Below are 13,598 nucleotides of genomic sequence, written 5' to 3'. Positions count from 1 at the left end.
AACCCATTACTTCTGTGCCGCCACATCGCCGTTTTGAGCCGCGTCCTTTGCGTCTACTGCCTTCCCCACCTGGGCCACGTCATTTACGCTCGCTTGTGCGTTGTCAGTCCCACCTGGGCTCTTTGCGTCCGAACGTGCCCCCCCTTCCTGGACGGGGTTATTCATGCTCGGCGACACCTTGCCAGCCTCGGCAGCGCTCTTTGCCGCCGCGCCGCCTTCGCCAATCTGGACCGTTCCCTTGGCCAGCGCGCCGTAGTCATTCACGAGCGCATAAGAGACCGTAACCGGAGTCTTAACATCGAGATTTCCCTTTGCAGGAAAGAGGTCTATATGGCCGAACGGCGGCGCCATATCTGGAGTCAGGTCGATTTTTTTATTGCCGGAAGACACCGAGGCTTCGCCAACCGAAACGTAGTAGGGCGAGGGATTCTCGACGCGCAATGATCGCTCGCCCTTGTCGTTCGAGACGAGTTCCCACCTAAGCTGCTCGCGCACCGAAGTCGGATCATCGGTCAGGACCTGCGGGCGGTAAAACAGCTTGATCCGAGTGCGAAACGCGAGCTGAATCATGTTCCGCTGGTCAGCATCCGAAGGCTTGGGCGGGATTTCCAGCACGTTGAGCCAGTACACGGACTCGCGATCCTTCGGCATATCGGCGCCGGTAAACATGACTCGCAGCGATTGCCCCTTGTGCGGCTCTACTCGAAACACCGATGGCAACAGCATGAACGGCACCTTGATTTCGTTAGGTGCGGCCGCCGGGTTGCCGTCGTCAATCCATGCCTGCACCAAAACAGGCCGGTCGTCAACGTTATTCAAGCGCACGTTGACCTCCCGGCTTTGCGCCGGGTAGATCACACGCGTACCGGTAATGACGATGGCCGCATGCGCTGCGAACGCCGTCACACTGCAAACGACCGCAGCAAACGCAAGAACATAGGGCTTCCACGAACGCATGACGTACATCTCCGATTTGACGGATATCCGGACAGCCCTATCGAGATAGGAACTGCCCTGCAATATCCAGATTGAGAACTGCTTAGTTGTAAGCCAGCGTGTAGCTCACGACCGCCTGCACCTTACCGGCCGTGGTCTTGCCGTTAGCGTAATAGCGACCGCCGTAGTACATCGTTGCGGCCGAGTCGGTCACGGGCACCGCAGTACCCTTGGTGCCAAGGTTGAGTACAGTCGTGCCGTCGCTGTCAAGCATTTGGACAGCGACGAAAGTTGCTGCGGGGTCTGTGCTGGTGCCGGCGTACAGGTTCTTCGCACCGCGGCTAGCCTGGTCCAGGTTGGTGGTTTCGAAGTGGGCCGCGACCTGCGTTACGTCCGCAGAGCAACCGGAGACCGAGATGCTGAACATCGTCGCACCCGCGGTTTGCCCCGCCGCGGTCAAGCTCGACGTCGAAACCGTCGGCAGCGTGACGACCTTGTCGACGTCACCAGCATCGATCGTGCAGGTGTTCGAAGTCAGTTCGCCATTGAACGTGACCGTGCCCCTGCCGTCGGTAGCGGTTGCGAACGCCGCCGGCGCAGCAAATGCGCCCATCAACGCGACCAGCGAAACTTTTTTAAGATTTGCTTTCATTGCAATCTCCCTTGGTATTAAACAGACGTGACTTGAGGTTGTCGCACTCGACTTAACCTGCTGGCAGTCGATTGTCGGCAGCAAAGCTGTACATGGCCTTGACTTCAAGCAACATGCGCACAACGCCGCAACTTCAGCAGGACCTGTACGAGCGTGAGACGAGGATGGCCAGCGCTTGGGTGCACCGCCATCGAAGGGCTACGGCTGCCTTGGACGCAGGTTTCGTAGCCTGGAAAGCAGGTTACCGAGTGAGGAATGCGGGTGAAATAAGAATTTGCTTAAACTAAGATGAACTATTTAATTCGACCGCCCTATATTTATTGATTTGCGGCGCTTCGGTCATCTTAAAAACGGCGAGATGAGTTTCTCACAACTCCTACGACATCTTTACATCGCCGCATATAAAGCAGGATTCCTATCAAATAAGCACAAAAATAGACAGCAATCTGCTTGACAAGCAAGAATGGATTGTTGCCCGCGTCCAGACAGCCAACCCGCCCCTACCGCCCCCGCCGGTAATGCACATGCGCCGGCACCAGCATCGACTCCGGCTTGCCGCCCACCCCTTCGAGCATGTCGATCACACGCTGCAAGCTTTGCGCCGCGAGTTGCTGGCTGTCCTGCACGATGGCATCGATGGAAAGCGGCAGGCAGTCGAGCAACTGGTGATCGTCGAAGGTCATCAGCCGGCCGGGCGCCTGGCCGAGCCTGTGCGCTTGATTGATGTACGCGAGCACGCCTTCGAGCAGCGTGATCGAGCCCGCGAACAGCACTTCGGGATAGCGTCCGTGCGAGGCGAACCACGCCTCCATCAGCGCATGCCCCGACTCGCGCTGGTAGTCGCGCTGGAACACCCAGTCGTCGCGCTCGGCCACGCCGTGCGCCGCCAATGCCTGGCGATAGCCTGCCAGCCGGTCGCGGCTCGCGGACAATTCCGGCTGGCCGCCGAAATACACGACCTCGCGCGCGCCCTGCGCGAGCGCGTCGCCGATCAGCGTCGCGACGGTCTCGGTGGCGTCGGTCACCACGTAGGGAATGTCGCTGTCTTCGACGCGGCGGTCGGCGAACACGAGCGGCAGCCGCTTGACCCACTTCTGATAGCGGTTCGCCTCGGCCGTGCATGGCACGACGATCATGCCGTCCACCTGGTGGGACACCAGATGCGCGATGCCTTCGGTTTCCCGCGCCGGGTCTTCATCGCTCGTGACGACGACCAGCTGATAGCCGTATTCGTCCCGGCACAGCGTTTCCATCGCCTGCGCGAGCGCCGCGTGCGCGGAGTTGGTGAGATCGGGGATGACGAGGCCGATGGTGTTGCTGCGCCGCGAGCGCAGCGCGCGGGCCGATTGCGACGGTGTGAAGTGGTGCTCCTTCGCCACCTGCAGCACGCGTTCGACCGTGGCCGCGGAGATCCGGTAGCGTTCGGCGTAGCCGTTGAGCACCATGCTCGCCGTCGTGCGCGAGACGTTCGCGAGGCGGGCAATGTCGTCGATGGTCAAGCGCTCGAACTGGGTCACGCTGGCGTTTCCTCTAGGCGAACAGGCGATTTCAGGGCCCGATAGTACTACGCCAGCGTGACGCGCAAAATAGCCGCGCGGAAGCCTTACTGCTTGTAGAGGTTGAGCGGAACCGGGATGAACTTGCCGACCGGCTGGCCGCCGACGAGCTTCTTCGCCGTCTGCACGCCGTATTGGCCGATCAGCTCGGGCTGCTGCTGCACGGTCGCCGCCATGTTGCCGGCCTTGACCGCGGCGACAGCGTCGTCAGTGGCGTCGAAGCCGACCACGATCACGTTCTTCAGCCCCGCCGCCTGGATCGCCTTGACCGCGCCCAGCGCCATCTCGTCGTTCTGCGCGAACACGCCCTGGACATCCTTGTTGCCCTGGATGATGTTTTCCATCACCGACAAACCCTTCGCGCGATCGAAGTCCGCCGGCTGCTTCGTCACGACCTTCACGCCATTGCCCGCCGCGATCGCCGTGTCGAAGCCCGCGCCGCGCTCGCGCGCCGCCGACGAGCCGGGAATCCCCTGCAGCTCGACGACGTTGCCCTTGCCGCCCAGCTTCTCGAGCATGAAGTCGGCGGCCATCTTGCCGCCGGCGGTATTGTCCGAGGCGATGTGCGAGCTGACGTCGGCGCCGTTCACGCTGCGATCGAGCGACACCACCTTGATGCCCTTGCCGGTCGCTTCCTTCACGACGTTGGCGACGGCCGACGAATCGGTCGGATTGATCAGGATGACGCTGACGTTCTTCTGGATCAGGTCTTCGACGCTCGCCTGCTGCTTGGCGGGGTCGTTCTGCGCGTCGACGGTGATGAGCGTGATGCCTTCCTTCTTCGCTTCGTCCTCGGCGCCCTTCTTGAGCGACACGAAGAACGGATTGTTCAGCGTCGAGATCGACAGGCCCACCGTCACCGCGCCGCCAGCCGCGCTGCCCGAGGCCGGCGCGTTGGCCGAGGCGGCCGTGCTGTCCGGACCTTGTTTCGAGCACGCGGCGATGCCGAGCACCAGGAGGCTCGCGAAGAGCGGCGAAATGATTCGTTTCATGTGTGATCTCCTATGTCCTGTCGATGGTTGGAGTAATGAGTGAACGCGCTTGTTGCTGCGCGGGTTACTTCTTGTTCGCCCGATCGATCAGCACGGCCAGCAGGATCACGCCGCCCTTGACGACTTGCTGATAGAACGACGAGACGTCGAGCAGATTCAGGCCGTTGTTCAACACGCCGATCAGGAGCGCGCCGACGAGCGTGCCGAAGATCCAGCCGCGTCCGCCCGTCAGGCTCGTGCCGCCGAGCACGACGGCGGCGATCGCATCGAGCTCGTAGCCGGTGCCCGCCGTGGGCTGCGCCGAGTTCAGCCGCGACGTGAGCACCACGCCCGCGAGCGCCGCCATCACGCCGGAAATCGAGTAGACCCAAAGCTGCACGCGGTCGACCTTCACGCCCGAAAGCCGCGCCGACTCGGCGTTGCCGCCCGTCGCGCAGACATGGCGGCCGAACACGGTCTTCTTCAGCACGAACCAGAACACGCCGAACATGATCAGCATCAGCACGACCGGAATCGGAATCAGTCGCGCCACGTAGCCGCCACCGAGCATCGAGAAGACATCGCTGTTGAAGTTGCTGATCGGGCTGCCGTCCGAGACCACGAGCGCGAGGCCGCGCAGCACGGTCATCGAGCCGAGCGTCGCGATGAACGGCGCCACCTTGCCCTTGCTGATCACGAGGCCGTTGACCAAGCCCATCAAGCCGCCTGCGACGATGCCGAGCAGCGTCGCGAGCATCGGCGGCATGCCGGTCTGCATCAGGCTCGCGATCATCACCGACGACAGCGCGAGAATCGAGCCCACCGACAAGTCGATGCCGCCGAGCAGGATCACGAGCGTCATGCCGAAGCCGATCAGCGCGTTGATCGACGCCTGGCGCATCACGTTGAGCAAGTTGCCGACGGTGAGGAAATCGGGGCTCGTCAGCGACAGGCCGACCGCCACGATCACGAGCGCGATGAACGGCCCGAGCTTTTGCAGCGTGGCCTTGTGGGTGGGTGTCAGGATGGATTGCACGGTCTCGGTACTCGGTGTCGGCGGCGGGTGCCGTCTTCGGGGTGAACTTGGGTGAACGATGGCGAAGCGCTTCGAGCGCGTTGCATCAAGCGACGGCCGCAGCCGCGTCGGCATGGGCCGGCGCGCCGCCCGTGGCTGCCGTCATGATCGACTCCTGCGTGGAGTCGGCCGCCGGGAAGATGCCGTTCTGCCGGCCTTGATGCATGACGAGGATGCGGTCGCTCATCGCCAGCACCTCGGGCAGCTCCGACGACACCATCACGATCGCCACGCCCAGCGCCGCGAGCTGATTGATGATGGTGTAGATCTCCGCCTTGCCGCCGACATCGACGCCGCGCGTCGGCTCGTCGAGCAGCAGGACCTTGGGCGGCTCGGCGAGCCACTTCGCGAACACCACCTTCTGCTGGTTGCCGCCGGACAGCGCCTTGACGTCGAGTTCGGCGTCGCGCGTGCGAATGCGCAGCTGCTGGATCAGCCCGGCCACGGCCTTGCGCTCGGCCGCGTCGCTCACGACGCCAAGCCGCGCGTAGCGGCTCAGGTGCACCAGCGTGGCGTTCTCGCGCACCGACATGCCGAGCACCAGGCCCTGGGTCTTGCGGTCTTCGGTGACAAAACCGATCCCGGCGCCGATTGCGCCGGATGGGTCGCGGATGTCGAGCGGACGTCCGTCGAGCGTGATCTGCCCTGCCGTCTTGCGGCTCGCGCCGAAAATCGCCTTGAGAATTTCACTGCGCCCCGCGCCCATCAGCCCGGCGATGCCCAGCACTTCTCCCGCGCGGACGTCGAACGAAATGCCGGAGATATGGCCGTCGTCGGCCAGGTCCTCGACCTTGAAGCGCACCTCGCCCGGCTGGCTCTCGCGCTTCGGAAAGCGCTCGCCGATCTCGCGTCCGACCATCAGCCGCACCACGTCCTCGAAATGCGTCTGCCCGATGGCCCGCTCGCCGGCGAACCGGCCGTCGCGCAGCACGCTGAGCTTGTCGCAGACTTGGAAGATCTCCTCGATCCGGTGCGACACGTAGACGATCGCCACATCGCGCGCCTTCAGCTCGCGCATGATCTTGAAGAGCGTTTCGATCTCGCGGTCGGTGAGCGCGGCGGTCGGCTCGTCCATGACGAGCACGTGCGCGTCGAGCGACAGCGCCTTCGCGATCTCGACCATCTGCTGCTGCCCGATCGAGAGCCGCCCCGCTTCGGTCTGCGGATCGATACGCGCGGCGCCCAGCACGTCGAGCCACTTCCGCGCCTCGCGGCGCATCGCGCCGGTATCGACGACGCCGAAGCGGCGCGGCTCGCGGCCGAGGAACATGTTCTCCATCACCGAGAGCTGCGGAATCAGGTTCAGCTCCTGATGGATGATCGCGATGCCGAGGCGCTCCGCGTCGACCGTATCGCGGATCTGCACGGCGCGACCGTCGATCAGGATCTCGCCCGCATCGGCCTGGTAGACGCCGGAGAGGATCTTCATCAGCGTCGACTTGCCGGCGCCGTTCTCGCCCATCAGCGCGTGGATCTCGCCCGCGCGGACGTTGAAATCGACGCCGTCGAGCACGCGCACCGGGCCGAACGCCTTGCTGATCCCGCGCAGGGTGACTTGCATCGCGCGCTCCTCTTTCTTGACTTAGAAAATCACGCCCGAATACAGCAGCACGTTCGCGTACGGGCTGCATTCGCCGGTGCGGATCACGGCCTTGGCGTTCTTCGTCAAGCGCTTGAAGTCCTCGTGTGCGACGTACTCGACACCGACGCCCGTCTTCGCGAAGCTCGCCGCGCGGCCCGCGACCTCGGAGTTCTGCGTCAGGCTCTCGCTCGCGAACACCGCGCGCTCCACCTTGAAATCGGCCAGCACGGTGTCGAGCACGTCGAAGAAGCCCGGCGTGCCGATCTTCAGCGAGACGTCGATGCATTCGACGCCGTCCGGGATCGGCAGGCCGCAATCGGCGATCACGAGGCTGTCGGTGTGTCCCATGCCGGCCAGGACGCGAGCGATATCGCGGTTCAGGTGCCCGAGTTTCTTCATTGCATTGATCAGTGGGACGTCAGGAATTGTTCGAGCTCGGCGAGCGTCGGCATGCCGCCCTGCGCCCCCGCGCGCGTGACCGACAGCGCGCCGGCCGCATTCGCGCGCCGCATCGCTTCGGCCATGCCCAGGTGCCAGAACGCCGCGAGCGCGCCGTTGAAGGTGTCGCCGGCGCCGGTCGTATCGACCGCCTGCACGCTGAAGCCGGGCTGGTGCTTCAGCTCGCCGTCTTCCGTCGTGTAGTAGGCGCCGTCCTTGCCGTGCGTCATCGCGATGCGGCCCGGCCTGCGGCGCAGCACGTCCTGCCAGGCAGCGCCGTGCGTCTGCAGCGCGGCGGCGAGCTCGTGCTCGTTCGGCGTGAGCAGCGTGGTCAGCTCGAGCAGCTCCTCGGGCAGCGCCACGGCGGGCGCCGGATTCAGGAAGAACGGCTTGCCGTAGGCGTGTGCGACGCGCGCCGCATGGCGCACGGTCGCGAGCGGCACTTCGAGTTGCGCGAGCACGACGTCGGCAGCGTGGAACGCCGCTTCGGCGCGGTCGATGTCGGCCGGCGACAGCTCGTAGTTCGCGCCCGACACGACGACTATCGCGTTGTCGCCCCCTGACAGCGTGATTTGCGCGATCCCCGTGGCCTCGCGTCCGGTCGCGATCCAGCGCGTATCGACGCCCTCGCGCGCGAGCACCGTCTTCATCTGCGCGCCGAGCGCGTCGTCGCCGACGCAGCCGATCAGCGTGACCTCGGCGCCGAGACGCGCCGCCGCCACCGCCTGATTCGCGCCCTTGCCGCCCGGGTACTGCGCAAAGCGCTTGCCGAACAGCGTCTCGCCGAGCCGCGGAAACGTATCGGTTTCCGTGACGAGGTCCATGTTGATGCTGCCCACCACCACCACGCGTGCCATCGCGGCCTCCTCGAGCGCTTCGCTGCCGCCATCAGCGCGGCATCGTTATTTCTTCGGCTAAAACGTAATCAGCTTGCTTGGGGCGGATTTATACCAGAGCCCGCTGGCGGTGGGAAGTGGCTCTAGGGAATTACCTAGGCTCACCGGCCAAGCCGAGATTTCAGCCACGCCGACGGACTAATTCTGAGATTTAAGCCGGCACGCCCTCGGACGCTCGCGGGCGCCGCTCAAAAAAACCAATCAAATCAATGCCGCGCGCGATGCGATGACGCCGGGCGCCACCTGGCATGCCCATTGCATTCACTCCGCCGACAAACCCATCCGGCCGGAACGCCTCGTTCCCTCCGGCATGGCATGAACGACTCGCGGCGCGCCACGCCGCTCAACGGAGACAGGAGACCTGACGTGCATAGCACTTCGTCCACTACCCCACCGCCCGCCCAACCGGCGCAGCCGCTCACCGCTCAAACGAAATTCTGGCCCGAAGGCTGGTGGCGGCTCATGGAATACCGGATCGGCATCATTCCGCTGCCGGTCTACGTGATCCTGCTCGCGCTGATCGCCGGCTTCGCGGTCTCCGGCAAGGTGCCGGGCGAGATCTCGATGGCGATCGCCGTGCTCGCCTTCTTCGGCTTCACCTGCGCCGAGCTCGGCAAGCGTCTGCCGATCGTCCGCCACATCGGCGCGGCGGCGATCTTCGCCACCTTCATCCCGTCGGCGCTCAACTACTACCACCTGCTGCCGAAGCCGATCCTCTCGCTGACGACGGAGTTCACGAAGCAGACCAACTTCCTCTACCTGTTCATCGCGTCGATCATCGTCGGCAGCATTCTCGGCATGGACCGCCGCGTGCTGATCCGCGGCTTCATCAAGATCTTCGTGCCGCTCGCGGCGGGCACGATCGCCGCGATGATCGTCGGCACGCTCGTCGGCACCGCGCTCGGCCTCGGCATGGGCCACACGTTCCTCTACGTCGTCGTGCCGATCATGGCGGGCGGCGTCGGCGAAGGCGCGATTCCGCTGTCGGTCGGGTACTCGGAAATCCTCCATCTGCCGCAAGGCGAGATGTTCGCGCAGGTGCTGCCGCCCGTGATGCTCGGCAGCCTCACGGCGATCGTGCTGTCCGGCGCGCTCGACATGCTCGGCAAGCGCTTGCCGCATCTCACCGGCAAAGGCCGGCTGCAAGTGGGCGAAGCGGACGAGCTCGACACGGTGAGCGAAGAGATCACCGGCCACGTCGACGTCACGCACATCGCCGCCGCCGGCATCACCGCGATCACGCTGTACCTGCTCGGCCTCATGTGCCGCAATCTGTTCGGCCTGCCGGCGCCGGTCGCGATGCTGTTCATCGCGGTGCTCGTGAAGCTCGCGCGCGCCGTGTCGCCGCCGCTGCAGGAAGGCGCGTTCGTCGTCTACAAGTTCTTCTCGACCGCGGTGACCTACCCGCTGCTGTTCGCGATCGGCGTCGCGATGACGCCGTGGGACAAGCTCGTCGCCTCGTTCACGTTCGCCAACGTGATCACGATCGTCGTCACCGTGGCGACGCTGATGGGCACAGGCTTCATCGTCGGCCGCCTGCTGAAGATGTATCCGATCGACACCGCGATCGTGAACGCCTGCCACAGCGGCCAGGGCGGCACCGGCGACGTGGCGATCCTGACCGCCGCGAACCGCATGCAGCTGATGCCGTTCGCGCAGATCGCCACGCGCATCGGCGGCGCGATCGTCGTCACGCTGACGCTGATCGGGCTCGCGCACTTCGGATGACCGGCGAGCGCCGCGCCGGACGCCTCTCGAGCGCCCAGCGCCGGCTCGCCAAGCTGTACGCCACAGCGGCGATTTGCCACAATGAGCCGACGTTTTTCGCCGGCGGGGCATCGATGAGGTCGTTCGCGCGCATCAAAGTGCGGGGCATTCCACTGTGGGGATGGGCAGCGGCGGCCGTGCTGTATGTCGTAGCGGCAGCCTCCGCCGCTGCGTTTGCGTGGCAGCGGTCGATCGAGTCGATCGCCGAGGTCGGCAGCCACCGGCTCGATCTATACGCGGCCGCGCTCAGGAGCGAACTGGGGCGCTACGAGACGGTGCCCGGCATCGTCGCCCGGCAGGACAGCGTGCGCGCCCTGCTGCACGCCGAACCCGGCGCCGCGCGCGCGGCGCTGCTGCCCGAAGTCAACCGCTACCTCGAAGCCGTGAACGGTGACACCGGAGGCCTCGCCGTCGACGTGATCGACCGGCAAGGCGAGGTGATCGCCGCCAGCAACTGGAACCAGGCGCTCTCCTTCATCGGCACCAACGTTTCTTATCGGCCTTACTTCCTCGACGCGCTCGCGCGCGGCTCGGGGCGCTTCTTCGGCATCGGCACGAACACGGGCGTGCCGGGCCTCTACTTCGCGAGCGCCGTGCTCGACGCCGGCAAGCCCGCGGGCGCGGTGGCGGTGAAGGTCAGCGTCGATGCGTTCGAATCGGCGTGGCGCTCGCCGGGCGAGGCGGCGATGGTGGTCGACGGCAACGGCGTGATCGTGATCTCGACCGTGCCCGCGTGGAAGTTCGCCGCGCTCACGCCGATCACGCCGGAGCGGCAGCGGCAGATCGAGGCGTCGAAGCAATACGCGGGGCGCGCCGTGGCGCTGCTGCCGCATCAAAAGCTCGACCGCTGGAGCGCGTCGGCGCGCTTTGCCCGCTATCCCGACTGGACCCGCCCCGGCCACGACAAGCGTTTTCTCGAACTCTCGCGGCCGGCGCCGCAGGCGGGCGACTCGCTCATGGTGCTGCTCGACGTCGAGCCCGCCATGCGCCAGTTGCGCACGGCGTTCGCATTCGTCACCGCGCTCTTCATGATCGCCGGGCTCTACGCGCTCTACGCAACCCAGCGCCGCCGCGCCATCGCCGAAAAGCTGAAGGGACAAGACGCGCTGCGCGAGGCGAACGACCACCTTGAAGCGACCGTGGCCGAGCGCACCGCCGAACTCACGGCGGCCAACGCGGCGATGCAGCGCGAGATCGCCGAGCGCGCGCGCACCGAGCAGGAGCTCGTGCACGCGGGCAAGCTCGCGGTGCTCGGGCAGATGGCGGCGGGCCTCACGCACGAGCTGAACCAGCCGCTCGGCGCGATCCGCACGCTGTCGGACAACGCGCGCTCGTTCCTCGAACGCAACCAGCAGCCGCTCGCGATCGCCAACCTCGAGCGGATCTCGAAGCTCGTCGACGGAATGGCCGTGCTGACCGGCGAGCTGAAGACGTTCGCGCGCAAATCCGACGTTCAGCCCGTCGCGGTGTCGCTCGACGATGCGGTCGCGCACGCGCTCCTGATCTACGAAGCGCGCCTGCGCGACAAGGACGTGCAGCTCGACGTGCGCATCCCGGCGGGCACGACCGTCTGGGCCGAGCCGAGCCAGCTGCAGCAGGTGCTCGTGAACCTGCTCGGCAACGCGCTCGACGCCGTCGCCGACGAGCCGCAGCGCTCGATCGCGATCGAGGCGCACGACGCCGACCAGCCCGGCCGCGTGCTGTTCTCGATCGCCGACAGCGGCACGGGCATCGCGCCCGAGGTGCTCCCGCACCTGTTCGAGCCGTTCGTCACGACCAAGCCGCGCGGGCGCGGCCTCGGGCTCGGCCTCGCGATCACGTCGCGGCTCGTGCTCGGCTTCGGCGCGCGGATCTTCGCGTCGAACCGGCCCGACGGCGGCGCGCAATTCACGATCGAATTCATGAGCATGACCGAAACAGGGGTAGTCGATGGATGACGAAATCAGCGTAGTGGTGGTCGAGGACGACGAGAACGTGCGGGTCGGCGTCGAGCAGGCGATCGCGCTCGCGGGCTTTCCGGTGCGCGCGTACGGCTCGGCGGCCGCGGCGCTCGCCGAAGCCGCGCCGGGCGCGCCCGTGGTGTTCGTCTCCGATGTGCGGATGCCGGAAATCGACGGCCTGCAATTGCTTTCGCGCGTGCTCGCGGCAGATTCGCAGATCCCCGTCGTGCTGATCAGCGGGCATGCGGATATTTCGACGGCGGTCGGCGCGATGCACGTCGGCGCGTACGATTTCATCGAGAAGCCGTTCTCGTCGGAGCACATCGCGAGCCGCGTCGCGCGCGCGGTCGAGAAGCGGCGGCTCACGCTCGAAGTCCAGGGACTGCGCGACGCGCTCAACAACTGGCGCGGCATCGAGGCGATGGTGCTCGGCAAGTCGCCCGCGATGGCCGACGTGCGCAAGAAGATCCTGAGGCTCGCGGATACCGCCGTGTCGGTGCTGATCACCGGCGAAACCGGCACCGGCAAGGAGCTGATCGCGCGCGGACTGCACGAGTTCGGCAACCGGCGCGGTCATCATTTCGTCGCGCTCAATTGCGGCGGGCTGCCGGAGCCGCTGTTCGAGAGCGAGCTTTTCGGGCATGAGCCGGGAGCGTTTACGGGGGCGGCGAAGAGCCGGGTCGGCAAGGTCGAATGGGCGCATCGCGGCACGCTCTTTCTCGACGAGATCGAGACCATGCCGGTGCCGCTGCAGGTCAAGCTGCTGCGCGTGCTGCAGGAGCGGCAGATCGAGCGGCTCGGGGCGAACGAGCCGATTTCGGTGGATTGCCGCGTGGTGGCGGCGTCGAAGGCGGATCTGGGCGAGCTTGCGAAGGATGGGCGTTTCCGGGCCGATTTGCTCTATCGGCTGAACGTCGCGCAGATCGAGTTGCCGCCGCTGCGCGAGCGGCGCGAGGATGTGCCGCTGCTGTTCGAGCATTTCGTGCTGGCCGCCGCGCAGCGCTTCGGGACGGCTGCCCCGCTCGTGTCCGCCGCGCAGGTCTCAGAGCTGATGGCGCATCAGTGGCCGGGTAACGTGCGGGAACTGCAGAACGTCGCGGACCGCTTCGTGCTCGGCCTCTCCGGCGACACGCTCGTGCCCGACGAAGGCCGCGCCGCGCCGGCCGGCACGCTCGCCGAGCAGCTCGCGCATTTCGAGTTCGTGCTGATCGAGGAGATGCTGCGCCGCCATCACGGCAATGTCGGCGATGCGAGCGCCGCGCTGGGGATGCCGCGCAAGACGCTCTATCACAAGATGCGGCAGTTCAAGATGGCGGCGGCGGAAGGGGCCGGCGGGGATTGATTGGCGGCGGGCGGCTTTGCGCGCGCTCAGCCGCCACTCGAATCCCCGCCCCGGTATTGCGGCAGCCCATCCGACAGATTCACCCACGGCAGCTTCTGCGCCGTCCAGGTGTGATGCCGCGGCGGGACGCGTTCGGGCGCGTCGAGGCTGCACGTCGAGATATCGATCTCGTCAGGGAAATCGGCGCTCTGATAGGTCAGATGCGTCCCGCACGCCGGACAGAAAGCGCGCACAACCTTCGCGCTCGAAGCAAGCATCCTCGGCTCACCACGGACGAACCGAAACCCCGCGCGCTCGACCGTGAACCACGGCACAAACGCCGCGCCCGCTACACGGCGGCAGTCGACGCAATGGCAAACCGTCGAGTCGGCAACCGGAGCCGACACCTCATAGCGAACCTGTCCGCAAAAGCAGCCGCCTGTGAGCATCGCACTCTCCGTGAA

Annotated in this window: 12 protein-coding genes; 3 read left to right on the top strand and 9 right to left on the bottom strand. The window is 65.9% G+C overall.

Going from position 1 to position 13,598, the window contains the following annotated elements; all coding sequences use genetic code 11:
• Positions 1-6 precede the first annotated feature (6 nt).
• The 8 genes from FAZ69_RS10420 to rbsK form a co-directional block, all read right to left on the bottom strand.
• Positions 7-957 (bottom strand): fimbrial biogenesis chaperone, encoded by a 951-nt coding sequence (locus tag FAZ69_RS10420; protein WP_136894032.1) that lies wholly within the window; start codon positions 955-957, stop codon positions 7-9.
• An 82-nt stretch (positions 958-1,039) separates the two neighbouring features.
• A complete protein-coding gene (locus FAZ69_RS10415) occupies positions 1,040-1,588 on the bottom strand; it encodes a fimbrial protein (protein WP_136894030.1) in 549 nt (182 codons plus the stop codon).
• A gap of 500 nt (positions 1,589-2,088) precedes the next feature.
• Positions 2,089-3,105, bottom strand: coding sequence for a LacI family DNA-binding transcriptional regulator (locus tag FAZ69_RS10410; RefSeq protein WP_136894028.1), 1,017 nt, complete (start codon positions 3,103-3,105; stop codon positions 2,089-2,091).
• Positions 3,106-3,191: 86 nt separating this feature from the next.
• On the bottom strand, positions 3,192-4,136 hold the full coding sequence (gene rbsB, locus FAZ69_RS10405) for a ribose ABC transporter substrate-binding protein RbsB (RefSeq protein ID WP_136894026.1): 945 nt from the start codon (positions 4,134-4,136) through the stop codon (positions 3,192-3,194).
• A 64-nt stretch (positions 4,137-4,200) separates the two neighbouring features.
• Positions 4,201-5,151: an ABC transporter permease gene (locus FAZ69_RS10400; protein WP_206171189.1), complete on the bottom strand. Its 951-nt coding sequence runs from the start codon at positions 5,149-5,151 to the stop codon at positions 4,201-4,203.
• A gap of 85 nt (positions 5,152-5,236) precedes the next feature.
• Positions 5,237-6,751 (bottom strand): sugar ABC transporter ATP-binding protein, encoded by a 1,515-nt coding sequence (locus FAZ69_RS10395; protein WP_136894024.1) that lies wholly within the window; start codon positions 6,749-6,751, stop codon positions 5,237-5,239.
• 21 nt (positions 6,752-6,772) lie between these two features.
• Positions 6,773-7,171: a D-ribose pyranase gene (gene rbsD, locus FAZ69_RS10390; RefSeq protein ID WP_136894022.1), complete on the bottom strand. Its 399-nt coding sequence runs from the start codon at positions 7,169-7,171 to the stop codon at positions 6,773-6,775.
• 8 nt (positions 7,172-7,179) lie between these two features.
• A complete protein-coding gene (rbsK, locus tag FAZ69_RS10385; protein ID WP_136894020.1) occupies positions 7,180-8,067 on the bottom strand; it encodes a ribokinase in 888 nt (295 codons plus the stop codon).
• 501 nt (positions 8,068-8,568) lie between these two features.
• On the opposite strand from rbsK, the gene FAZ69_RS10380 reads away from it, so the two are divergent.
• From FAZ69_RS10380 to FAZ69_RS10370, 3 genes are all read left to right on the top strand, one after another.
• Entirely contained in the window at positions 8,569-9,834 is a 1,266-nt protein-coding gene (locus FAZ69_RS10380) for a 2-hydroxycarboxylate transporter family protein (protein ID WP_439654765.1), read from the top strand.
• A gap of 113 nt (positions 9,835-9,947) precedes the next feature.
• Positions 9,948-11,810 carry a sensor histidine kinase gene (locus FAZ69_RS10375; protein ID WP_136894910.1) on the top strand — a complete coding sequence of 621 codons (1,863 nt, stop codon included), beginning with the start codon at positions 9,948-9,950 and terminating at the stop codon, positions 11,808-11,810.
• Entirely contained in the window at positions 11,803-13,155 is a 1,353-nt protein-coding gene (locus FAZ69_RS10370; protein WP_136894016.1) for a sigma-54-dependent transcriptional regulator, read from the top strand. Before FAZ69_RS10375 ends, FAZ69_RS10370 begins: the two co-directional genes overlap by 8 nt.
• A gap of 26 nt (positions 13,156-13,181) precedes the next feature.
• Here the strand turns inward: FAZ69_RS10370 and FAZ69_RS10365 are convergent, their stop codons facing one another.
• Positions 13,182-13,583, bottom strand: coding sequence for a GFA family protein (locus tag FAZ69_RS10365; RefSeq protein ID WP_136894014.1), 402 nt, complete (start codon positions 13,581-13,583; stop codon positions 13,182-13,184).
• Between the last annotated feature and the right edge of the window lie 15 nt (positions 13,584-13,598).

Origin of the sequence: Trinickia terrae, assembly GCF_005144415.1 — a bacterium.
Classification (GTDB): domain Bacteria; phylum Pseudomonadota; class Gammaproteobacteria; order Burkholderiales; family Burkholderiaceae; genus Trinickia_A; species Trinickia_A terrae.
This window is presented reverse-complemented; position numbering and strand designations above follow the sequence as displayed.